The 21,937-nt window shown below is 68.0% G+C and carries 21 protein-coding genes and 1 tRNA gene; 15 read left to right on the top strand and 7 right to left on the bottom strand.

The window, feature by feature from the left end:
• Positions 1–22 precede the first annotated feature (22 nt).
• Positions 23–94, bottom strand: a tRNA-Gln gene (locus QAD21_RS07300).
• 119 nt (positions 95–213) lie between these two features.
• Entirely contained in the window at positions 214–969 is a 756-nt protein-coding gene (gene fabG / locus QAD21_RS07295) for a 3-oxoacyl-ACP reductase FabG (RefSeq protein ID WP_086535129.1), read from the bottom strand.
• A 316-nt stretch (positions 970–1,285) separates the two neighbouring features.
• On the opposite strand from fabG, the gene glmU reads away from it, so the two are divergent.
• From glmU to arsC, 4 genes are all read left to right on the top strand, one after another.
• On the top strand, positions 1,286–2,746 hold the full coding sequence (gene glmU, locus QAD21_RS07290; RefSeq protein WP_165630879.1) for a bifunctional UDP-N-acetylglucosamine diphosphorylase/glucosamine-1-phosphate N-acetyltransferase GlmU: 1,461 nt from the start codon (positions 1,286–1,288) through the stop codon (positions 2,744–2,746).
• A 56-nt stretch (positions 2,747–2,802) separates the two neighbouring features.
• Positions 2,803–3,780, top strand: coding sequence for a ribose-phosphate diphosphokinase (locus QAD21_RS07285; RefSeq protein ID WP_004022643.1), 978 nt, complete (start codon positions 2,803–2,805; stop codon positions 3,778–3,780).
• A gap of 161 nt (positions 3,781–3,941) precedes the next feature.
• A complete protein-coding gene (locus QAD21_RS07280; protein ID WP_275892326.1) occupies positions 3,942–5,318 on the top strand; it encodes an IS1380 family transposase in 1,377 nt (458 codons plus the stop codon).
• Positions 5,319–5,770: 452 nt separating this feature from the next.
• Positions 5,771–6,112: an arsenate reductase (glutaredoxin) gene (arsC, locus tag QAD21_RS07275; protein WP_065630911.1), complete on the top strand. Its 342-nt coding sequence runs from the start codon at positions 5,771–5,773 to the stop codon at positions 6,110–6,112.
• 24 nt (positions 6,113–6,136) lie between these two features.
• Here arsC and QAD21_RS07270 read toward each other — a convergent pair whose 3' ends face one another.
• The gene (locus QAD21_RS07270; RefSeq protein ID WP_065630910.1) at positions 6,137–6,583 is read right to left on the bottom strand and encodes a limonene-1,2-epoxide hydrolase family protein; all 447 of its coding nucleotides are present in this window, start codon (positions 6,581–6,583) and stop codon (positions 6,137–6,139) included.
• Positions 6,584–6,823: 240 nt separating this feature from the next.
• Between QAD21_RS07270 and QAD21_RS07265 the strand changes: the two genes are divergently transcribed.
• From QAD21_RS07265 to QAD21_RS07255, 3 genes are read left to right on the top strand one after another with little or no spacing between them, the layout of a single operon-like run.
• Positions 6,824–7,471 carry a 50S ribosomal protein L25/general stress protein Ctc gene (locus tag QAD21_RS07265; RefSeq protein WP_065630909.1) on the top strand — a complete coding sequence of 216 codons (648 nt, stop codon included), beginning with the start codon at positions 6,824–6,826 and terminating at the stop codon, positions 7,469–7,471.
• 45 nt (positions 7,472–7,516) lie between these two features.
• Positions 7,517–8,083, top strand: a complete 567-nt coding sequence (gene pth / locus QAD21_RS07260; protein ID WP_065630937.1) for an aminoacyl-tRNA hydrolase — start codon at positions 7,517–7,519, stop codon at positions 8,081–8,083.
• Between the two features lie 49 nt (positions 8,084–8,132).
• On the top strand, positions 8,133–9,212 hold the full coding sequence (locus tag QAD21_RS07255; protein WP_165630291.1) for a beta-ketoacyl-ACP synthase 3: 1,080 nt from the start codon (positions 8,133–8,135) through the stop codon (positions 9,210–9,212).
• Positions 9,213–9,371: 159 nt separating this feature from the next.
• Here QAD21_RS07255 and QAD21_RS07250 read toward each other — a convergent pair whose 3' ends face one another.
• Positions 9,372–10,136 carry an ABC transporter permease gene (locus QAD21_RS07250; protein ID WP_058250851.1) on the bottom strand — a complete coding sequence of 255 codons (765 nt, stop codon included), beginning with the start codon at positions 10,134–10,136 and terminating at the stop codon, positions 9,372–9,374.
• On the bottom strand, positions 10,133–11,200 hold the full coding sequence (locus QAD21_RS07245; RefSeq protein WP_065630906.1) for an ATP-binding cassette domain-containing protein: 1,068 nt from the start codon (positions 11,198–11,200) through the stop codon (positions 10,133–10,135). Before QAD21_RS07245 ends, QAD21_RS07250 begins: the two co-directional genes overlap by 4 nt.
• A 42-nt stretch (positions 11,201–11,242) precedes the next feature.
• Here QAD21_RS07245 and QAD21_RS07240 point away from each other — a divergent pair, with 42 nt between their 5' ends.
• Positions 11,243–11,389, top strand: a complete 147-nt coding sequence (locus tag QAD21_RS07240; protein ID WP_165630292.1) for a hypothetical protein — start codon at positions 11,243–11,245, stop codon at positions 11,387–11,389.
• 102 nt (positions 11,390–11,491) lie between these two features.
• A complete protein-coding gene (locus tag QAD21_RS07235; RefSeq protein WP_004022635.1) occupies positions 11,492–12,508 on the top strand; it encodes a beta-ketoacyl-ACP synthase III in 1,017 nt (338 codons plus the stop codon).
• A gap of 63 nt (positions 12,509–12,571) precedes the next feature.
• On the opposite strand, the gene QAD21_RS07230 is transcribed toward QAD21_RS07235, so the two are convergent.
• Positions 12,572–13,459: a DUF559 domain-containing protein gene (locus tag QAD21_RS07230; RefSeq protein ID WP_165630880.1), complete on the bottom strand. Its 888-nt coding sequence runs from the start codon at positions 13,457–13,459 to the stop codon at positions 12,572–12,574.
• Between the two features lie 142 nt (positions 13,460–13,601).
• Here QAD21_RS07230 and QAD21_RS07225 point away from each other — a divergent pair, with 142 nt between their 5' ends.
• Positions 13,602–15,212 (top strand): peptide chain release factor 3, encoded by a 1,611-nt coding sequence (locus QAD21_RS07225; protein ID WP_058250853.1) that lies wholly within the window; start codon positions 13,602–13,604, stop codon positions 15,210–15,212.
• Positions 15,213–15,240: 28 nt separating this feature from the next.
• Positions 15,241–15,969 carry a hypothetical protein gene (locus QAD21_RS07220; RefSeq protein WP_242696990.1) on the top strand — a complete coding sequence of 243 codons (729 nt, stop codon included), beginning with the start codon at positions 15,241–15,243 and terminating at the stop codon, positions 15,967–15,969.
• A 231-nt stretch (positions 15,970–16,200) separates the two neighbouring features.
• On the opposite strand, the gene QAD21_RS07215 is transcribed toward QAD21_RS07220, so the two are convergent.
• On the bottom strand, positions 16,201–17,211 hold the full coding sequence (locus tag QAD21_RS07215; protein WP_165630293.1) for an enoyl-CoA hydratase/isomerase family protein: 1,011 nt from the start codon (positions 17,209–17,211) through the stop codon (positions 16,201–16,203).
• 213 nt (positions 17,212–17,424) lie between these two features.
• Here QAD21_RS07215 and QAD21_RS07210 point away from each other — a divergent pair, with 213 nt between their 5' ends.
• The 4 genes from QAD21_RS07210 (at position 17,425) to QAD21_RS07195 (ending at position 21,918) form a co-directional block, all read left to right on the top strand.
• Complete coding sequence (locus QAD21_RS07210; protein WP_240198837.1) at positions 17,425–19,029, top strand: ABC-F family ATP-binding cassette domain-containing protein; 1,605 nt, start codon at positions 17,425–17,427, stop codon at positions 19,027–19,029.
• Between the two features lie 56 nt (positions 19,030–19,085).
• Positions 19,086–19,871 (top strand): alpha/beta hydrolase, encoded by a 786-nt coding sequence (locus tag QAD21_RS07205; protein WP_165630294.1) that lies wholly within the window; start codon positions 19,086–19,088, stop codon positions 19,869–19,871.
• 126 nt (positions 19,872–19,997) lie between these two features.
• Positions 19,998–21,122: an MBL fold metallo-hydrolase gene (locus QAD21_RS07200; protein ID WP_165630882.1), complete on the top strand. Its 1,125-nt coding sequence runs from the start codon at positions 19,998–20,000 to the stop codon at positions 21,120–21,122.
• A gap of 34 nt (positions 21,123–21,156) precedes the next feature.
• Entirely contained in the window at positions 21,157–21,918 is a 762-nt protein-coding gene (locus QAD21_RS07195; RefSeq protein WP_165630295.1) for a crotonase/enoyl-CoA hydratase family protein, read from the top strand.
• Positions 21,919–21,937: the final 19 nt, after the last annotated feature.

The raw sequence follows: 21,937 nt of genomic DNA, 5'->3' as shown, positions 1-21,937 counted from the left end.
CGGCTGCGCCGCGACTCATGAGCTCCGCCACCAGGACTCGAACCTAGAATGCCTGAACCAAAATCAGGAGTGTTGCCGATTACACCATGGCGGATCACTGCGCTGACGATTGTGCCACAGCCCGCGGGCACTCACGCCAGGTGACCACTCGACGTCAACTCGACTCACAGACTTCGATCGAGGTCTGGGAGTCGAGTCGACGTCTGGGAGTGATCAGTCCTTGGGGCCGCCGGCCACGTAGACGACCTGCCCCGACACGAAGCCGGCACCTTCGCTGATGAAGAACGACGCGGTGTGGGCGATGTCCTCGGGCACGCCGACGCGGTTGACCGGGATCTGGCCGGCGGCGGCGCGCTTGAAGTCCTCGAAGGGCACGCCGACGCGCTCGGCGGTGGCGGCGGTCATCTCGGTCTCGATGAACCCGGGCGCGATGGCGTTCGCGGTCACGCCGAACCGGCCCAGTTCGATGGCGAGGGTCTTGGTGAAGCCCTGCATGCCGGCCTTGGCCGCCGAGTAGTTGACCTGTCCCCGGTTGCCGAGTGCCGAGGTGCTCGACAGGTTGACGATGCGTCCCCACTCCGCCTCGACCATGTACTTCTGTACGGCCTTGGTGACGTTGAACGCGCCCCGCAGGTGCACGGCCATGACGGCGTCCCAGTCATCGACGGTCATCTTGAACAGCAGGTTGTCGCGGGTGATGCCGGCGTTGTTCACGACGACAGTCGGCTTTCCGAGTTCGGCGACGACCTTGTCCACGGCCGCGTTCACCGACGCCTCGTCGGCGACGTCGGCACCCACCGCGACGGCCTTGCCACCGGCGTCGGTGATGGCCTTGACGGTGTCGGCGCAGGCGTCGGCGTCGAGGTCCAGGACGGCCACCGCGAGCCCGTCGTCGGCCAGGCGCTTGGCCACCGCCGCACCGATCCCCCGTGCGGCCCCGGTGACGATCGCCGTCTTCTGCGTGCTCATTCACTACCTCCGTGTGGTCGTTTCGCGAGCCGGACAACTCCGGCGCACATGGTTGGTTCCCCCGCACCCACCCTGTTCCGTCAGCGACAACGGCAATGATCTACCGATTGATCCCTCGGCGTTGCGGTCCCTATGTGTTCTATCAGGCCCGGTCGCGAGGTTTCGCCACAAACAGCGCGCTGCATTTCTGCCATCGGGTACCGATGCGTAGGATCGCACCCGACGTGCGACCGCGAACCCGGTCAGCGACCCCCGCCGGCGCCGTCGGACAGACATGATCGTGGCAGTCACCGATCAGGAAGAGGGTGGGCATTCGATGACGGGAACGTCGCCGTCCGTGGCCGTGATCGTCCTGGCCGCGGGTGCCGGTACCCGCATGAAGTCCAAGACCCCGAAGATCCTGCACACCATCGGCGGCCGCTCGCTCGTCGGCCACGCGCTCCACGGGACCGCGGGCATCGACCCCGAGCATCTCATCGCCGTCGTCAGCCACGAACGCGAACGGGTCTCGGCTGCCATCGGCGAGATCGGGGCAGGCCTCGGCGTCGAGATCGGGATCGCCGAACAGGACGCGCCCCGCGGGACCGGTGACGCCGCTCGGGTGGGACTCGGCGGACTCCCCGACGAGTTCGACGGCACCGTCGTCGTCACCGCTGCCGACGTCCCCCTCCTCGACGCCGACACCCTCCGCGCGCTCATCGACACCCATCTCGCCGACGGCGGGGCCGCGGTCACGCTGACGAGCTTCGTCGCCGACGACCCGACCGGATACGGACGCATCATCCGCGACGGGGACGCCGTCACCGCGATCGTCGAACACAAGGACGCGTCCCCGGAGCAGCGCGCGATCACCGAGGTCAACGCGGGCGTGTACGCCTTCGACGCCGCTGCGCTGCGCGACGGGTTGTCGAAGCTGTCGACGGACAACGTGCAGGGCGAGTACTACCTCACCGACATCGTCGAGATCGCCCGCGGCGAGGGACGGGCCGTCCGCGGACACACCGTCGCCGATCCGGTGCTCGTGGCCGGCTGCAACGACCGTGCCCAGCTCGCCGCCCTGGGCGCCGAACTGAACCGCCGCATCATCCGTCGTCATCAGCTCGACGGGGTGACCGTCGTCGACCCCGCCACCACCTGGATCGACACCGACGTCACCATCGAGCCCGACGCGCACATCGCGCCCGGCACACAGCTGCACGGGCGCACGCACATCGCCGCCGACGCCGTGATCGGACCTGACACCACTCTGACCGACGTCACCGTCGGACCCGGCGCGCAGGTGATCCGCACGCACGGCAGTGACGCGGTCATCGGCGCCGAGGCCACCGTCGGGCCCTTCGCCTACCTGCGACCGGGCACGGCCCTCGGGGACGCGGGCAAGATCGGCACCTTCGTCGAGACCAAGAACGCGACCATCGGTGCCGGGTCCAAGATCCCGCACCTCACCTACGTCGGCGACGCCACCATCGGCGAGCACTCCAACATCGGCGCGTCGAGCGTCTTCGTCAACTACGACGGGGTTGCCAAGCACCGCACCGTGATCGGCGACCACTGCCGCACCGGCTCGGACAACATGTTCGTCGCGCCGGTCAGCGTCGGCGACGGGGCATACACCGGCGCCGGAACCGTGGTGCGGCAAGATGTACCGCCGGGAGCCCTCGCGGTCTCGGCAGGCGAACAACGCGTCATCGAGGACTGGGTCGTGCGCAAGCGGCCCGACACCGCGGCGGCGCGCGCGGCCCTCGAGGCACGCGACAAGAACCCTGGGACGGCCTGACACCCCGCCCGCGCTCGACCCTGCAGATCCGAAACGACACGAACAGAAGAGTTTTCATGACCTGGACCACTGACAACCAGAAGAACCTGATGCTGTTCTCTGGTCGTGCCCATCCCGAACTCGCCGAAGCAGTCGCCGATGAACTGGGCATCAAGGTCACCCCGCAGACCGCCCGCGACTTCGCCAACGGCGAACTGTTCGTTCGTTTCGAGGACTCGGTCCGCGGTTCGGACGCCTTCGTCCTGCAGAGCTGCCCGTACCCGCTGAACCAGTGGGTCATGGAGGCGCTCATCATGATCGACGCCCTCAAGCGCGGCTCGGCGAAGCGCATCAGCGTGATCCTGCCGTTCTACCCCTACGCCCGCCAGGACAAGAAGCACCGTGGGCGTGAGCCGATCTCCGCCCGCCTCATCGCCGATCTGCTCAAGACCGCGGGCGCCGACCGGATCATCACCGTCGACCTGCACACCGACCAGATCCAGGGCTTCTTCGACGGCCCGGTCGACCACATGCACGCTCAGGGACAGCTCGCCGAGTACATCCGGGGCAAGTACGGCACCGACAACATCGCCGTCGTCTCCCCCGACTCCGGTCGCGTGCGCGTCGCCGAGAAGTGGGCCGACACCCTCGGTGGCGCGCCGCTGGCGTTCATCCACAAGACGCGTGACCCGCTCGTGCCCAACCAGGTCAAGTCCAATCGCGTGGTGGGCGAGGTCGAGGGACGCACCTGCATCCTCATCGACGACATGATCGACACCGGCGGCACCATCGCCGGCGCCGTGCGGGTCCTCAAGGACGCCGGCGCGGGCGACGTCATCATCGCCACCACCCACGGCGTGTTCTCCGACCCCGCGGCCGAGCGTCTCGCGTCCTGCGGCGCCAAGGAGGTCATCGCCACCGACACCCTGCCGATCCCGGCCGAGAAGCGCTTCGAGAACCTCACCGTCCTCTCGATCGCACCGCTGCTCGCCCAGACGATCCGCGAGGTCTTCGAGAACGGTTCCGTCACAAGTCTTTTCGACGGCATCGCCTGACCCCCCGCTCCCTGAGCCTGGATATTTCACTGATGTTGCTGGTGTTCGGCGTGTGATACGCGAAAGTGCCTGTCTGCCTTGTGATTATTGATTCACCACAAACAAATAGTCACAAGAAGAAAGGCACCTCGCAGGTGAAGAATAACGTGTATCCCGAGTTGATGGTGGACCCTACGCGCACTGAGTCGGTGCTGACGACCTCGGGCGGGGTGTTGCTGACGAAAACCGTGCAGGTCTCGGGCCTGGGAGCCGAGCTGACCGCGGCGATGGCGCCGTGGCGGACCGCGGCGACGGTCCATGATCCGGCCAAGATCGTGCTGGATCTGGCGCTCACCTTGGCGACCGGTGGTGACTGTGTGGCCGATGTGGCCACAGTCCGGGCTCAGCCACAGTTGTACGGGCAGGTGGCCTCTGATCCGACGATTTCGCGGGTGATCAGCAGGCTGGCTACCGATGTCGAGGCGGTCAGTACCGCGATCAGCGCGGCTCGCGCCGCGGCGCGGGAGCGGGTGTGGGGCATTGCCCGCCCGTTGGAGGGCACTGCGGGCAGCATCGATGGCGGGCTGGTGATCGTTGATCTCGATGCCACGACCGTGACCGCCGGCTCGGCCAAAGAACAGGCCCAGAAAACGTATAAGCGGGTGTTCGGGCATTCCCCGATGTGTTCGTTCGTCGACCACGGCGCCTTCGGCACCGGGGAAACACTGAACCTGGACCTGCGGCGTGGAGGTGCCTCACCCAAAGGTGCGGACATGCACATCGCGGCCCTCGAGGCGGCGTTGGCCCAGCTGCCCGCCGCTGAACGCGCCCAGGTGCTCATACGTACCGATTCGGCCGGGTGTGCCAAAAAGTTCCTGGCCCACCTGGCCGAGCAACGCCTGCAGTACTCGGTCGGGTTCACCATCTCCGAACTGGTCAAAGACGCATTGGACGTGCTGCCTGAGGCCGCCTGGGTGACCGCGATCAACACCGACGACGCCGATCCACGAGCTGATGCCCAGGTCGCCGAGATCACCGACCACATGCCGCGCTCGGTCCGTGACACCGAAACCGCCTACGAGCCCTGGCCACCCGGGATGCGGCTGATCGCGCGCCGCGAATATCCCCACAACGGAGCCCAACACCTCATCACCGACATCGAGGGCCGCCGCTACACCGTGTTCGCCACCAACACCCGCGGCCGCGGCTGGACACTGCCGATCCTGGAACTGCGTCACCGTCAACGTGCCCGCGCCGAAGACCGTATCCGCTGCCTCAAAGACACCGGCATGGCCAACCTACCGTTCGACTCATTCGCCAAAAACCAACTGTGGCTCGATATCGTCGCCCTGGCCTCCGACCTCATTGCCTGGACTCAAACCCTCGGCTACCACCGCCACGACCCCATCCGCCGCTGGGAACCCAAACGCTTGCGCCACCGCCTGTTCACCGTCGGCGGCAAGATCATCACCCACGCCCGCACCACCACCCTGCGACTACCCACCGACTGGCCCTACAACCACCACATACGCCACGGCTGGCAACGCCTCACCGCCTAACCAGCCCCTCGGTCACCGCGCCCCGTCACCGCCGCCCACCCCACCTCAGAACCCGAACAACCAGCGAACCCAACGCTGGCGATCCACCCTGCCCACACACCAGCACCAACCATCAAAAGGCGACACCGACAACCGATCGGCGAAACCCTACCCACCCGTGAAAGATTCAGGCTGAGGTGCGAGCGAAGCGAGCCTCCCCCGCTCCCTGAGGAGGCCGGAGCTTGCGGAGGCCGTCACGAAGGGTCCTGGCGAGATGACGTCGCCAGCCCTTCGAGGCTCGTCGCTTGCGCTCCTCGCACCTCAGGGAGCAGAGGAATTGGCGCTCCTCAGGGAGCAATGGGGGTCGCTTCTTTCGGATTAGGGAGCAGAGGGATTAGCGCTCCTCAGGGAGCAAGCTGCGGCTCCCCGCACCTCAGCCAACAAGCGGCGCCCCACCGAGTACCGTGTCACCCGTGGACGCGACGATCTATCACAACCCGAAGTGCTCGACCTCGCGGAAGGCGTTGCAGGCCCTGCGCGACGCCGGGATCGAGCCGACAGTCGTGAAGTATCTCGACGAGCCGTACAGCCGCGAACAACTCGTCGAACTGTTCGCCGACGCCGGGATCACACCTGCGCAGGCCGTCCGCAAACGCGAGGCCCTCTACAAGGAGCTCGATCTCGCATCGGCCACCGACGAGCAGATCCTCGACGCCATGGTCGAGCACCCGATCCTCGTCGAACGTCCGATCGTGGTGACCGACAAGGGCACTCGCATCCCCCGGCCCATCGAGAAGCTCGACGAGATCCTCTGACTCCGGGGCGCGGCAGCGCCCAGGTCAGGCCGACACGGCCGGCGCGGGCAGCGGCCGCTGCACCGACGGCACGGCCAGTGCCGCGACGCCCCGCGCGAGCGCCTTGGTCATGTCGAAGTAGTCGAAGTAGTCGCGCCACACCGTGATCCGGCCCTCCCGTACCTCGAACCGGCCGCAGACCCAGAACTGGAGATGCAGCCGCCCGAACCGGAGTTCGTCGACGCGCTCGGTCAGCACCACGCCGGTGTCGTCGGCGGACACGTTGATCATCCGGTAGTTGAAGCCCACCGACTCCTTGCGCGCCACCCCGCCCAGGACACCGGCCACCTTCCGCTTCCCGCGGATCGTCGGCAGCGAGACGTTCGTGTAGGCGATGTCGTCGTCGATGGTCTCCAGCGCGGCGGGCACGTCGCCCCGCGCGAACTCGTCCAGCAGGGTCGTCACGATCTCGATCGGCGTCTGTGAGGTCATGGCAGACCAGTATCCCCCAGCGCGGCGAACCGAGCGGGCGATGTGACATCCCGGCAGGTCATCGACTACTCTGATCGCCGTTGTCTCGGCGAGGGTGACCCAGTCACCGTGATCGGCGCGGCCATCGCAGGTCTTCCTCACGCCCTCCGGGCGAATGGAACGCCCGCGGTCGGAACTCGTGCCCGGTGTTGCTCGTCGCGACGCCGACAGAACGTACCCACCGATCGCGAGGAGACCGTCATGGCCACCCAGACCAGCAAGCTGTCCGTCAGCACCCGTACCGAGAAGGGCAAGGGCGCAGCCCGCCGCGCGCGTCGCGAGGGCAAGGTCCCCGCCGTGCTGTACGGCCACGGCACCGACCCCCAGCACCTGCACCTCCCGGCCCGTGAGTTCGCCGCCATCCTGCGTAACAGCGGCCTCAACGCCGTCATCGACCTCGACATCGAGGGCTCCAGCCAGCTCGCGCTCACCAAGCAGGTCGACGTCCACCCGATCCGCAACTACATCGAGCACGCCGATCTGCTGATCGTCCGTCGTGGCGAGAAGGTCACCGTCGAGATCGCGATCATCGTCGAGGGCGACGCCGCCCCGGGCACCCTCGTCGTCCAGGACGCCAGCGTCGTCGAGGTCGAGGCCGACGCCCTGTCGATCCCCGAGCAGATCGTCGTCAGCGTGGAGGGCGCCGAGATCGGCCTGTCCGTGCACGCCTCTGATCTGGACCTGCCCGAGGGTGTGACCCTCACCGCCGATCCCGAGACCCTCATCGTGTCGGTCACCGAGGCGCAGCTCGCCGCCACCGAGTCCGACGCCGACGGCTCGGCAGACGCCGCAGCCGAGGGCGACGCCGAGGGCGAGGCGACCGAGGAAGCCGCTGCGGAGTCGGAGTAATCCGACCACCGACTGCCCGGTTCGGGTGGTGAAACTGCGTAAGTGGTGAAACTCATTGTCGGACTCGGCAACCCAGGGTCCAAGTACGAGAAGACGAGGCACAACGTCGGCGCGATGGTCGCCGACGGCCTCGTCGCCTCGGCCGGCGAGCGCTGGAAGGTGCACAAGAAGTCCGGTGCCGAGGTCGCCGAGGTACGCCTCGGCGGCCAGTCGGTACTCGTGGCCAAACCCCGCACCTACATGAACGAGTCCGGCCGTCAGATCGGCCCGCTCGCCAAGTTCTACTCGGTCACGACTGACGACCTGATCGTCGTCCACGACGAACTCGACATCGACTTCGGCGCCGTCCGTCTCAAACGGGGCGGCGGCGAGGGCGGCCACAACGGGCTGCGGTCGCTCAGTCAGGTACTCGGTACGCGCGACTATTTGCGCGTGCGCATCGGCATCGGCCGGCCACCCGGCCGGCAGGATCCCGCCGATTTCGTGTTGAAACCGTTTCCGTCCTCGGCTCGCAGCGAGGTCGAACTCCTCATCGCCAACGGTTGCGACGCCGTCGAACTATTGCTCGGACAGGATCTGGAGTCCGCGCAGAACACCGTGCACGCCTGGTGAGGACACCGAATTCGGCGGCCGCGCGGCCGTAGAATCGCTGCGGCGGGCAATGAAGGGATCGGCAACAGTGGTCAACCTCTCGGTGAAGACCGGACACCAGAACGTCTCGATGCTCGGCATCGGCGCCTACCGTCCGCGACGCCTGGTCAGCAACGACGAGGTCTGCCAGGTCCTCGATTCGTCCGACGAGTGGATCTTCGAGCGGAGCGGTATCCGCAACCGCCGATGGATCAGCGGCGACGAGTCGGCGCGTTCGATGGCCGCCGCGGCCGCCGAGCGGGCCATCGCGAACTCCGGGGTGGCGAAGGAGAAGATCGGTGCGCTGATCCTCGCCACCAACAGTTGGAAGACCAAGATCCCGCACGGTGGCCCGATCGTCGCCTCCGACATCGGGCTCAACGGCATCCCCGCCTACGACGTCGCCGCCGGGTGCGGCGGCTTCGGCTACGGCCTCGGGGTCGCTGCCGACACCGTCCGTGCCGGCAGCGCTGAGTATGTCCTGCTCGTCGGTGTCGAGACCATGTCGGTGGTCATGGACCCCACCGACCGCAACACCGCATTCATCTTCGGCGACGGCGCCGGTGCGGTCGTCGTCGGTCCGAGCGAGGAGAACGGCATCTCCCCGACCGTCTGGGGCAGCGACGGCGAGAACGCCGAGGCGATCGGGCAGAACTGGGACATCCCCGAATACATGGACCGCGCACAGGCCTACCAGGACAAAGACCCCGAGACCGACCCGGTCGGTCGCATGGTGGTGACGATGGCGGGACCCAAGGTGTTTCGCTGGGCGGCCGTCACCCTGCCCCGGGCCCTCGCCACCGTGCTGGAGACCTCGGGCGTCGGCGTGGAGGACATCGAGGTCTTCGTGCCCCACCAGGCCAACGCCCGCATCAACGACCTGATGAAGAAGAACCTCGGCTTCCCCGACGACCTGCCGATGGCGAACGACATCGAGAACACCGGGAACACCTCGGCGGCCTCCATCCCGCTCGCCATGGAGGAGATGCTCGCCACCGGCAAGGCGAGGGGCGGACAGACCGCGCTGCTCCTCGGCTTCGGCGCCGGCCTGAGCTACGCGGGCGCGGTCGTCAGCCTTCCCCCGGCCCCGGCGATCACCAGTTTCGACTGACCCCCGCCCCCTTAATCCGAAGGAACGACATAGCCATTGCTCCCTGAGGTGCGAGGAGCGTTAGCGACGAGCCACGAAGGGCTTGGCGACGAATCTCACCAGGACCCTTCGTGACGCTCGCAAGCTCGCTCCTCAGGGAGCAGGGGGCGGGCTCGCGCCTCAGGCATTCTCCTTGCGGAACACCGAAGTGCCCCACAGGGTTCCGAGTCCGGCCAGGATGAGCGACGCGAGGACGCCCCAGAGGACCTGAGCACTGGCGAGGTCGCCGGAGAAGGTGTCGCGCACCGCGTCGACGATCCACCGGAACGGCATGAAGTCGCTGAGGCTCTGAAGCCACGACGGCCCGAGGGTCATCGGGAGCAGGATGCCCGACAGCAACAGGACCGGCATCATGACCATGTTGATGAGCGGCGCCATCACATCTTCACTCTTCGTGGTCAGCGCCAGGGCGTTCGACGCCGCGGCGCACGCGCCACCGATCAGCATCGTGATGATGATGCCGAGGATCACGCCGATCACCGAACCCCGCATGCCCATCAGATAGCCCAGCACCACCAGGATCAGCGCCTGCACGAGAAGTTGCAGCATGTCGCGCATGAGTCGACCGGTGAGCAGGGCGGTGCGGCTGGCCGGGGTCACCCGTTCGGCCTCGATCACACCCTCGCGCCATTCCCCGATCAGGCTGAATCCGGCGAACAACGCGCCGAACAGACCGAGCTGCACGAGCAGACCGGGGACCAGGAACGTGTACGGATTGTCGGCGCCGCCCGGGAACTGCGCGACGAGCGGCTTCAGCAGCGGCCCGAAGAGGACGAGGTAGAGGACCGGTTGCATCACCCCGATGAGGACCCAGGCCGGGTTGCGCAGGTTCATGCGGATCTGTCGACGGAACACGATGGTGCTCTCGCGGAGGAACGTGGTCATCGGCTGGCTCCCTGCTGGTTGAGTTCGGCCGACTGGGCGTCGGCGTTCGTCGAATCGGTTGTTTCCGAATGGATCTCGTTGCCCCGCTCGGTCTCGGCGTCACGCAGCGACCGACCGGTGAGGGTGAGGAAGACGTCGTCGAGGGTCGGGCGGATGACCTCGATGGAGTCGAGGGTGATGCCCGCGGCGTCGAGGTCACGCAGCAGTCCGGGGACGGCCCGGCCCGCCCGCGGCACCCGGCTCCGGACGTGCCGGCCGTCGATCTCGATCCGGCCGTCCGCGCGGCCACCGGTGACCGAGGCCAGTTTCTCCGCGGCGGTGGACACGGCCGCGGAGTCGGCGACCTCGAGTGCCACCAGGTCGCCGGACACCTGCGCCTTGAGGTTGTCGGCGGTGTCCGCGGCGACGATCCGGCCGTTGTCGATGATGATGATCCGATCGGACAGTTCGTCGGCCTCGTCGAGGTAGTGCGTCGTCAAGAAGACCGTCGCGCCGCGTTCGGTGCGCAACCGCCGGATGTGGTCCCAGAGATTGGCCCTCGCCTGCGGGTCGAGGCCGGTGGTCGGCTCGTCGAGAAAGACCAGGGACGGTTCGTGGACCAATCCCATCACGATGTCGAGTCGGCGTTTCTGCCCGCCGGACATGTTCTTGGGCTGGCGTTCCCACAGGCCGTCGAGTTGGAGCTGGGAGAACAGGGCGTGGCCGCGGCGGGTCGCCTCGGCCCGGGACAGCCCGTAGAGCATGCCGTGATCGACGATCTCGTCGCCCGCCTGCGCCTGGCTGAAGGTGCCGCCGGCCTGCGAGACGTAACCGATGCTGCGGCGGACCGAGACCGGGTCGGCCACGACGTCGTAACCGTTGACGGTCGCGGTTCCCGCCGTCGGCCGCAGGAGGGTCGTCAGCATGCGCAGCGTGGTGGTCTTGCCCGCGCCGTTGGGCCCGAGGAACCCGACCACCTCCCCCTCGGCGATGTCGAGGTCGACGCCGTCGACGGCCCTCACCTCGCGCTTCTTCTTTCCCTTCCCGGTGCTGAACACCTGGACCAACCCGCGTGCGTGGATCATGCGGACTCCCCTTCTCGATGTCGTCGAATGGTGTACTGACTCGTGCGTTCGGCGCTGCGCGCACGTCATCGTGTGCTGATCGTCGTGACCGCGGGCCGCTTTCCGACGCCCCGGCGGTGGTCGACCGACCTGCGGACCAGCATTCCCCTCATCGAGGACGACTTCGGTCCGCGTTTCGCGACTCCGTAACGATTGCGGGCGGGGTCCCGCTACTTCCCAGTAAGAGGCGGTGTGAGTACCGTCGTATGTCGGGTCACATATTCGCCGGGCACGTTTTGGGAAGGGTTCACCATGGCGGTCATCGCAGACACCACTGGCATCAACAACATCGGCATGCTCGGCATCGGCGCGTACCGCCCCGAACGCGTCGTCACCAACGAGGAGATCTGCCAGCACATCGACTCCTCCGACGAGTGGATCTACACCCGTACGGGAATCAAGACGCGCCGGTTCGCGCGTCGCGACGAGAGCGTCATGGAGATGTCGGTCAACGCCGGCCGCAAGGCGATCGCCAATGCGCTGCTCCAGGGCTCGGACATCGACGCCGTCATCCTCGCCACCAACACCCACCTGCTGCTGACCCCGGCCGGCGCCACCAAGGTCGCGACCGAACTCGGCTGCAACGGCGTGCCCGCCTTCGACGTCACCGTCGGCTGCGCCGGCTTCGGCTACGGCATGGCACTCGCGTCCGACATGATCCGCGGCGGCAGCGCCACCCACGTGCTGGTCATCGGCGCCGAGCAACTCTCGGTGACCATGGACATGACCGACCGCACCAACTGTTTCATCTTCGGCGACGGGGCCGGCGCGGTCGTCGTCGGACCCACCGAACAGCAACAGCTCGGCCCGGTGATCTGGGGCTCGGACGGCTCCCAGTTCAACGCGATCCGCCAGGACTTCGACTGGGTCACCTTCCTCGACAGCGACCGCACCCAGCGCCCCTACCTGCGCATGGAGGGCACCGCGGTGTTCCGCTGGGCCGCCTTCGAGATGGGCAAGGTCGCCCACCGCGCCCTCGAGGCCGCGAAGCTCGGTTCCGAGGACCTCGACGTCTTCGTGCCGCACCAGGCGAACGCCCGTATCAACGAACTCCTCGCCAAAAACCTCAAACTCCGCGACGACGCGGTCGTCGCCAAGGACATCGAGTACACCGGCAACACCAGCGCCGCCTCGATCCCGCTCGCCATGGAAGACCTGCTGTCCACCGGCAAGGCACAGCCTGGCCAGACCGCACTACTCCTCGGCTTCGGCGCCGGACTCTCCTACGCCGCGCAGGTCGTCACCATGCCGCCGGTTCCGTTCGAGTAGGGCGCCGTATCGAGTCCGGGGGCAATCTGATCCGCTCAGCGGCTCATGATGCCCCCGGATTTGTCATGCCGGCCGGTCGTGCTGCAAGCCGAGCGCCTGGCGGACACGCGCCACGACGTCGTCGGGCCGCTCCCGCAGATCACTCCACGTGAAGTTGAGGACGGTCCAACCCAAAGCGATGAGGTCGTTTCGGCGTCGGCGGTCTCGCTGGAACGTCTCCGCGTCGCGGTGGAACGCCATCCCGTCGATCTCCACCGCCAACAGCCGATCCGGGAACGCGAGGTCGATGAAGTACCCGCCGGCCGGGTGACCGCACGACCAACCGCTCACACCTCCGGCGCTCAACACGTCGACAGCCAGCCGCTCCGCCACCGAGCGCGCGCCGGATTCGACGCCGTCGACGAGGGCCGCGATCGCGGGTCCATCCTCCTTGCCACGTCGACGATCAGCGGCGACGCGCAGCTGGCGCAGCGAGACCTTGCGAACGAGCAGCGCGTTGTCGAGGACTCCACTGTCGCGCTCGAGTGCGGCTTCCAGCACGGACAGCGGCAAGGCTGTCACGAGCAAGTCCTTGCGGGTCACCACCTCCGCGTCCGCGAGGCAGCGGCGCCGGACCCGAACGCCCTCGACCGGAGAGCCATGCCGCGATCGCGGTGCGGTGACCGTGAACTTCTTCGGCGGCTCGTCGAGGAGCCCGTGCCACCACGCCGCTCCCGATCCGGACAGCGCCGCACCGCGGCCCACGCTCGCGACTGCCAGTCGCGCACGGGTGGCCGGCGTCGTCGGATGATCGGCGAGCAAATACACCCCGCGCGTGTGCGGCATCCAGTCTCCGCAATCGACTCGACGCCGGACCGCGGACCGCGTGAGGCCGAATTCGAGCGCATCCGCCATGGTCAGTACCCCGTCACGGGCGAGAACGCGGCGCCGAAGGCCCGGTGGAAGCTGCACGACCATCAGACGCACAGCAACGGTGACGGGTTCCCAGTTTTTGGGCGGGGGCACAAGGTGCCGCATACCGGCACAACCTGCCCCGGCACTCCGCCGCGAGCGAGTTTGGCCGCCCCCTGCACGCCCGGTAGCCTGGAACCTCGTGAGTTCCGAGGTGATCAGTCGCGAAGTGACGCGTCGTCGTACCTTCGCCATCATCTCCCACCCCGATGCCGGCAAGTCGACGATGACCGAGGCGTTGGCGCTGCACGCGCGGATGATCAGCGAGGCCGGCGCCGTCCACGGCAAGGCCGGACGTAAGTCGACCGTCTCCGACTGGATGGAGATGGAGAAGGCGCGCGGCATCTCCGTCAGTTCGACGGCGCTGCAGTTCAACTACTCGGCCGCAGCCCAGGCCGACCCCGAGATCCCGAGCGTCATCAACCTCGTCGACACCCCGGGTCACGCCGACTTCTCCGAGGACACCTACCGCGTGCTGACCGCGGTCGACGCCGCGGTGATGCTCATCGACGCCGCCAAGGGACTCGAGCCGCAGACCCTCAAACTCTTTCAGGTGTGCCGCCACCGGGGCATCCCGGTCATCACGGTGATCAACAAGTGGGACCGGCCGGGTCAGAGCCCCCTCGAACTGATCGACGAGATCACCGAGCGCATCGGCCTCACCCCGACCCCGCTGTTCTTCCCGGTCGGCATCGCCGGCGACTTCCGTGGTCTCCTCGACCGGCGCACCGGCGAGTACGTGCACTTCACCCGTACCGCGGGCGGCGCGAAGATCGCGCCCGAGGAGATCATGTCCGCCGACGACGCGCTGGCTCGCGAGGGCGACGAGTGGACCTCGGCACTCGAGGAGAGCGAACTGCTCACCGAGATGGGCCAGGACCACGATCAGGAATTGTTCCTCGCCGGGCAGACCTCGCCGATGATCTTCGCGTCCGCGATGCTGAACTTCGGTGTGCGGCAACTCCTCGAGGTCCTCGTGGAGCTCGCTCCCCCGCCCGGGCCGCGGGCCGACGTCGAGGGCAATCCACGGCCGGTGACCGACCCGTTCAGCGCGGTGGTCTTCAAGGTGCAGGCCGGGATGGACTCCAGCCACCGGGATCGCCTGGCGTACATGCGTATCGTGTCCGGCGAGTTCGAACGCGGCATGGTCGTGACCCATGCGCAGACCGGAAAGCCGTTCGCCACCAAGTATGCCCAGGCCGTCTTCGGCCGCGACCGCTCGACGGTCGACACCGCCTACCCCGGTGACGTGGTCGGGCTGGTGAACGCGACCGCGCTCGCTCCCGGCGACACTCTCTACGACGGCCCCAAGGTGCAGTTCCCGCCGATCCCGTCCTTTGCGCCCGAACACTTCTCGACCCTGCGTGCCACCACCGCAGACAAGTACAAGCAGTTCCGCAAGGGCATGGACCAGCTCGAGAGCGAAGGCGTGGTCCAGGTCCTGCGCAACGACACCCGCGGTGATGCGTCGCCGGTGCTCGCCGCCGTCGGACCGATGCAGTTCGAGGTCGTGACCGCGCGGATGAAGGCCGAGTACAACGTCGACACCATCATCGAGCCGCTCGGTTACACCCTCGCCCGTCGCACGGATGCCGACAGCGCGCCCGAACTGAATCGGCAACGCGGCGTCGAGGTCTTCACCCGCACCGACGGCGCCGTTCTCGCGCTCTTCAGCGACAAGTGGCGCCTGCAGTACATCGAGAAGGAACACCCCGACCTCACTCTCGAACCCCTTGTCGCGGCAGCGGACTGACCGGTCGACGAGCACACGGCGCCGGCCGGTGCGCGCCGCCGTGCTGATGTGCGCGGCGGTGGCGTCGCTCGTCACCGCCTGTGGCTCCGACGCCCCGCACCAGTCCACGCCCACCACCTCGACGCCGGTGCCGACCGCACGCCCGGTCGACTCGACGCTCTGCACCGAGAAACCACCGCAGGGCAACGTCGACCGCAGTGGCCAGAACTTCGAGTTCCGTCACGGCAACATCAGAATCGCGGTCGCGGACACGCCGGCGGACTCCCGACGCGGACCCGCGGTGGGCGCCACCCCCGCCGACGAGCCCAACTGCTATGAGTTCGACCGGTGGGGCCCGGCGCGGCCCGACGTGCCGCCGGACTCGCTGCTCTTCGTGTTCAAGGACGCCGGCACCGGCGGCGCGCAGATCGAGTTCCTGATCAGCGAACTGACCGGCGGCCTGTTGCCACCGGTGGGCGCGACGCGTCCGACCGTCGGGCCGTTGACACGACCGATCAACGCCCAGATCGGGGTCTCGATCAACGGCGACTACCACCACTCGTCCGCGTGCCAGCTCAGCGTGAGCGGCATGTCGGGCTCACTCGCGGCCGGCTCGTTCACCTGCCCGACGGCGACACGGGTCGAGGCCAACCCGCTCGCACCCGACGACGACGTCCGCTACGACCTCGACGAGTCGTCGGCCACGAAACAGCCGGAGTCCGAGGGCAACTCGACCGACAGCGTGTCGTTGTCGGGGTGGTTTCAGCTCACGCCCTGAGATCTGCCGGTCGAGCAGCGTCGACCGAGCGTGGTAAGGACGCCACCCCCCGCTGGTCGAGCAGCGTCGACCGAGCGTAGCGAGGACGCCGCGTCCGTCGAGGCCACCTCGGCAACCGACCTCGCAAACCCGACCAGTGGCTTCGACAAGCTCAACCAGCGGGGAGGCGACTCAACCAGCGGGGAGGCGACTCAACCAGCGGGGCGGCGACTCAACCAGCGGGGCGGCACCTCAACCAGCGTTGGCACCGACGATCCGGGCCACGACGGCGGGATCGACGTCGTCGATGCGCGCCGGATCGAATTCGGGATTGCGATCCTTGTCGACGAGCACGGCCCGCACCCCCTCGCGGAAGTCGTGGGTCTTCGTGATCTCCTCTGCGGCATGCAGTTCCCGGTCGAAGCACTCGTCGATCCCCGACCTCGCCCCGGCGCTGATCATCGCCGCGGTGACCCACAGACTGGTGGGTGAGGCACCCTCGAGCAGACCGACCATCTCCTGGGCCCAGTCGTCGCCGACCGCGCCGCGCAGGCCGCCGAGGATGGCGTTGACGTTGTCGTCGGCGAAGTACTCGCCGATCTTGCGCAACGGCACGTCGCTGGTGTCCTCGGTCCCCGACGTGGCCAGCGCGTCGGCCAGCGGGGCACCGGAACGGATGCTGTCGGCGACCGCCGGCAGGTCGGCGGAGGACACGAAATGCGTTGCCAGTCCGACGGCGACCGCGTCCACACCGCGGATCCGGGCGCCGGTGAGTCCGAGCCACATGCCCACGCCCTCCGGGAGCCGCGGCAGGAAGTAGGTCGAACCGATGTCGGGGAAGAACCCGATCGCGGTCTCGGGCATGGCGATCATCGCCTTCTCGGTGACGACCCTGATCTCGCCGTGCACGCTGATCCCGAGACCCCCGCCCATGGCCGCCCCGTCGATCAGGCTGATGTAGGGCTTCGGGTAGTCGGCGACGAGCTGATCGAGCCGGTACTCGCCGGCGAAGTAGCGGCTGATCGAGGCGTGGTCGCCGTCGATGGCGTGCTCGCGGATCGCACGGATGTCGCCTCCGGCGCAGAACGCCCGGTCGCTCGCCGAGGTGACCAGGACGGTGTCGATCGCGTCGTCGTCACCCCATTCGCCGAGCGTGACGTACATGTCGTCGATCATGCTCTGGTCCAACGCATTGAGAGCCTTGGGCCGGTCCAGGACGATCTCGCCGACGCCGTTGGACACCGAGGTGCGGAGAAATGACATACCCCAACCGTAGCGGTGAGCCCGGAACCGACTCGTCGGCGGTTAATTCCGTTGGCAACTCCGAGCGCGTCCGCTACGGTGGTCACCACTTGCCCCCAGACCCGCCAGGAGTGATCCACCGCGATGAAGAACTGAAGTGGCCCCGGCCGTCGGCACCGCCGACGGACCCCACCGACGCCCTGTCGGTGTACCCGACCCACTTCAGGAGCGCTCATGCCGTCTTCCATCGTGCTGTCCGACGTCTCGTTCGCCTGGCCCGACGGGACAGTCGTCTTCGAACACCTCGACCTCGCCCTGGGCGCCGAGACCTACTCCCTCATCGGCGCGAACGGTGCGGGCAAGTCCACCCTCCTCGGCCTGATCGCCGGTCGATCACGCCCGGCGTCGGGCAGCATCACGATCGCAGGCGACACGTCGACGACCGATGTCGCTGTGGTCGTGCAGGACCCGCAGTCCGACCCGTCGTCGACCGTGGCGCACGCCCTCGGCATCGACGAGATTCGTTGTGCGATACGACGAATCGAGAGCGGTTCGGTAGATCCGCAGGACTTCGACGCAGTTGGGGACGACTGGGGCGTCGAGGAGCGTGCCATCGGACTCCTCGAGCAGATGGGACTGCCGCCCGACCTCGACCGCACGGTCGGCGCCATGTCCGGCGGGGAGGCGACCCTGCTGGCGATCGTCGCCGCACTCATCGCCGACCCGACGATCCTGCTCCTCGACGAACCGACCAACAACCTCGACATCGACTCCCGCGCCCGGCTTTTCGACGCCATCGAGTCGTTCCCTGGCACGGTGGTCGTGGTCAGTCACGACCTCGAACTCCTCGAACGTGTCGATACGACAGTCGAGCTGTACCGAGGTCGGGTGCGGCTGTTCGGCGGCCCCTACTCCCGGTACCGCGAGATCATCGACGCCGAACAAGACGCCGCCGAGGCAGCGGTTGCCACCGCGGCCGGCGATCTGCGCAAGCAGCGCCGCGAGATGACCGAGGCGTTGATCAAACTCGATCGGCGGGCCCGGACGGGCGCGACAGCCGAGCGGGAGAAGCGGGTGCCGAAGATCGTGGCACACAACCGCCGGAGCGAGGCGCAGGTGTCGGCGGGCAAACTGCGCAACGCCCATCGTGACGACGTGGCCTCTGCGGCAACACGTCTCGACGAGGCCCGCGAGGACATCCGCACCGACCGCACCGCGCGGATCGTCGTGCCGACGCCGGAAGTGGCCCCGCGCGCCCAGATCGCCGTCGACGACCGCCTGCGCATGGACGGACCCGAGCGGGTGGCTCTGGTGGGGCCCAACGGTTCCGGGAAATCGACACTGATCGCGGAGTTGATCGTCTCCGAATCCGTCGTCGTACCGTTCGCCTTCGTGCCGCAGCAGATCACCTTCCCCGACCCGACCGTCTCGATCGCCGAGCACCTCGCGCGGACCCACCCGGACATCTCGACGCAGGAGGTGCGGGCGCATCTCGCGCGGTTCCTGTTCCGGGGTGCGCGCGCCGATCGCGCACTCGCCGAACTGTCCGGCGGCGAACGGCTGCGCGTCGCACTGGCCGACGCACTGCTCGGTGACCCGACACCCAAGCTGCTGATCCTCGACGAGCCGACGAACAACCTCGATCTCGACACCGTCACGCAACTCGTGGACGCACTCGAGGCCTGGACCGGTGCGTTGCTGGTCGTCTCCCACGATGCCGGGTTCCTCGACCGCATCGGCATCGGTCGGCGCGTGTCACCGGTGCCCCCACCGGGCGAACCGGCGGGAACGCCGGGGCAGACCGGTGCCGAACAAACCGACGTCGAAGCAGACCGCTGACGAACAGTCGGTGACGCCGGCGGCGTCGAGAACCGTTCGGCGGCATACTGCGTGCGATGGCCGAGCCCGCACCCGTTCCCGTCGACGCGCCGGTGGTCGAACCCACGCCCGTCGTCCTCGTCCACGGTTTGCGCGTGAGCGGCGGGACCCTGCACCGGGTCGCGGCGGCTGTGGCCGGTCCCGACCCGAGGCGCGCGGTCGCCACCCCCGACCTCCCTGGCCACGGGCAGCGCCGCGACGAGACGTTCACGATGTCCGGCGCGGTGGACGCCGTGCTCGCCGAGATCAGCGGGTTCGGCCGGCCGGCGGTCGTGGCCGGGATGTCGATGGGCGGCTACGTGGCGATGGCGGTCGCCGGACGCCATCCGGAAGCCGTCGCGGCCCTCGTCCCGATGTGCGCGACCGCGCAGCCCAGTCCGCTGCTGGCCGCGCCGTTCGAGACGTTCGGTGCGGTCACCGCGTTCCTGCCGCGTCAGGCGGCGATCATCAGTCAGGTGGCCACCCGCCTCGCCGTGGGACGTCAGGTGTCCGCCGACATGGAGATCGGCGGACTGGCACTGGGGTCGATCGCCGACGTCGTCGCCGAGATCAAGCGGTTCGACGCGCTCGGCGAGGTCCGGCGCTACCCCGGCCGAACGATGTTCGTCAACGGTAGCCGAGACCAGTTCCGGGTCCACGAACAACGTTTCGTCGAGGCAGCACAGCACGCGTCGCTGACCATCGTCCCCGGGGCGAGCCATCTCTTCCCGCTCATCCAACCGGAACTCACCGGGCGACTGGTTCACGACGTCGCGGCGAGCTGCGACGGCGCCGCGGCCGGACTCGCCGACCTGGATCCATAGGTCCTACCTCAGGATGTCTGAGCCGCCCACAGCTTGAGCGCGATCGCCTCTCGTGATCGGATGACTGTTGATCACTGCAACGATCATCAGCGGTATCACCACGCGACGGACCCGGCGGGAGGCTGGATGGGCACGATCGAGGTCACCGGCACGCTGCAGAAGCAGGCCTGGGCCGACAAGGTGTTGCCCCCGGTCGAGGAGGTCCGGCCGCAGCTGTGGTCGATCCCGGTCCCCATGGGATCCAATCCGTTGCGATACGTCCTGGTCTACGCCCTCGGATTGCCCGACGGCGGTCTCGCACTGATCGACGCCGGCTGGCCGTCCGACAAGTCGTGGGACATCCTCGTCGCAGGCATCCGCTCCACCGGCCACGACCTCGCCGACATCAGGTCCATCGGCGTGACCCATCTGCACCCCGACCATTTCGGGCTCGTGCCGCGTCTACTCGAGCACGTGGACGCCGAGCTGTGGATGCATCGCAACGATTCCCGGTACCTGCGCCACTACTCCGATACCGAGGTGGAGACCCAACTCGGCCAGGCGCGATCCGAACTCCGCGCTCTCGGCGCACCGACCGAGGTCGCCGACGAGGGGCTGGTCGGTTTCATCCGCCTGCCCGACGGGCGGACCGTCGACCGCGAGCTGACCGGGGACGCCCCGCTCGACATCCCCGGCTGGGATCTCCGCGCCGTCTGGACCCCGGGCCACACCGCGGGGCACCTCTGCTTCGCCGACGACACCGCCGGCATCGTCTTCACCGGCGACCACCTGCTGCCGCGGATCAGTCCGAACATCTCGACCAATCCCATGCAGACCGACAGTCCCCTCGCCGACTACCTGATCTCGCTGGCCAACACCGAGAAGATGCGTGACCACGAGGCGCTGCCGTCCCACGAGTACCGGTTCCGAGGCCTCGGCGACCGCGTCACCGGTCTCCTCACGCATCACGAGGAGCGGCTCGACGAGATCGCCTCGACCGTGACCCGGTATCCGGAGAGCACGGCCTGGGAGATCACCCGGTCGGTGACGTGGTCGCGTCCGTTCGAGGAGCTGTCCCTCACCCTCAGCCGACTCGCGTTGCGGGAGACCCACGCCCATCTCGTCGTCCTGCAGGAACGCGGCGTCCTCGACGCCCGCGTTCCCGATGAGACGGCGACCGATCCGACCACCCCGGAGCCGATCCGCTGGTTTGCCGCCGGCGAGCCCACACCGGCTGAGCCGCAACAGATCTCCACATCCGAGAACACCTGACCGCCCGTCCCGTCCACCAACTCCAGGAGTCCCCATGAGTGCCGTGCTCACCGAGTTCGCCGACGGCGTCGCCGTCATCACGATCAACCGCCCCGAGGCGAAGAACGCCGTGAATCTCGAGGTGTCGGAGGGTATCGCCGCCGCGATCGACGAACTCGATTCGCGCGACGACCTCACCATCGGCATCATCACCGGTGCCGGTGGCACGTTCTGCGCCGGGATGGACCTCAAGGCCTTCGCTCGCGGCGAGAAGGTCGCGCTGGACGGACGCGGGTTCGGCGGCCTCACCGAGGCCCCGCCGACCAAGCCCCTCATCGCCGCCGTCGAGGGCTGGGCGCTGGCCGGCGGATGCGAACTCGCGTTGTCGGCGGACCTCGTCGTCGCGGCAAACGACTCCAAGTTCGGCATCCCCGAGGTCAAGCGCGGACTCGCCGCCGCCGCCGGTGGCCTCCTACGCCTCCCGAAGATCCTCCCCTACCAGCTCGCCATGGAACTCGCGCTCACCGGCGACCCGCTCACCGCGGCACGCGCCCACCAGTTCGGCCTGGTCAACCGGATCACCGAACCCGGCGAGGCACTCGCCGGGGCCCGCGAACTGGCCGCCGTCATCGCCGCCAACGGCCCCCTCGCCGTCCGCGCCACCAAACAGGTCACCTCCATGGCGATCGGCTACACCGATCCCGAACTCATCAAGAAGCAGTGGGACTTCCTCGGTCCGGTGTTCGTCTCCGACGACGCCAAGGAAGGTGCGATCGCCTTCGCCGAGAAACGCGCGCCGCGCTGGACCGGCAAGTGACCTGACACTCGGGTCACTA

Origin of the sequence: Gordonia sp. SMJS1 (assembly GCF_029866425.1) — a bacterium.
Taxonomy (GTDB): domain Bacteria; phylum Actinomycetota; class Actinomycetes; order Mycobacteriales; family Mycobacteriaceae; genus Gordonia; species Gordonia hongkongensis.
Note: the sequence above shows the minus strand (reverse complement) of the source record. Positions and strands in the feature narration are given on the sequence as shown.

Coding starts and splice junctions, on each gene's coding strand:
- QAD21_RS07270 (WP_065630910.1), bottom strand. CDS start 6,583: ATGACCTCACAGACGCCGATCGAGATCGTGACGACCCTGCTGGACGAG.
- fabG (WP_086535129.1), bottom strand. CDS start 969: ATGAGCACGCAGAAGACGGCGATCGTCACCGGGGCCGCACGGGGGATC.
- glmU (WP_165630879.1), top strand. CDS start 1,286: ATGACGGGAACGTCGCCGTCCGTGGCCGTGATCGTCCTGGCCGCGGGT.
- QAD21_RS07235 (WP_004022635.1), top strand. CDS start 11,492: ATGGCGGTCATCGCAGACACCACTGGCATCAACAACATCGGCATGCTC.
- QAD21_RS07285 (WP_004022643.1), top strand. CDS start 2,803: ATGACCTGGACCACTGACAACCAGAAGAACCTGATGCTGTTCTCTGGT.
- QAD21_RS07210 (WP_240198837.1), top strand. CDS start 17,425: ATGCCGTCTTCCATCGTGCTGTCCGACGTCTCGTTCGCCTGGCCCGAC.
- QAD21_RS07265 (WP_065630909.1), top strand. CDS start 6,824: ATGGCCACCCAGACCAGCAAGCTGTCCGTCAGCACCCGTACCGAGAAG.
- QAD21_RS07255 (WP_165630291.1), top strand. CDS start 8,133: ATGAAGGGATCGGCAACAGTGGTCAACCTCTCGGTGAAGACCGGACAC.
- QAD21_RS07245 (WP_065630906.1), bottom strand. CDS start 11,200: ATGATCCACGCACGCGGGTTGGTCCAGGTGTTCAGCACCGGGAAGGGA.
- QAD21_RS07280 (WP_275892326.1), top strand. CDS start 3,942: ATGGTGGACCCTACGCGCACTGAGTCGGTGCTGACGACCTCGGGCGGG.
- QAD21_RS07250 (WP_058250851.1), bottom strand. CDS start 10,136: ATGACCACGTTCCTCCGCGAGAGCACCATCGTGTTCCGTCGACAGATC.
- QAD21_RS07205 (WP_165630294.1), top strand. CDS start 19,086: ATGGCCGAGCCCGCACCCGTTCCCGTCGACGCGCCGGTGGTCGAACCC.
- QAD21_RS07195 (WP_165630295.1), top strand. CDS start 21,157: ATGAGTGCCGTGCTCACCGAGTTCGCCGACGGCGTCGCCGTCATCACG.
- QAD21_RS07200 (WP_165630882.1), top strand. CDS start 19,998: ATGGGCACGATCGAGGTCACCGGCACGCTGCAGAAGCAGGCCTGGGCC.
- QAD21_RS07215 (WP_165630293.1), bottom strand. CDS start 17,211: ATGTCATTTCTCCGCACCTCGGTGTCCAACGGCGTCGGCGAGATCGTC.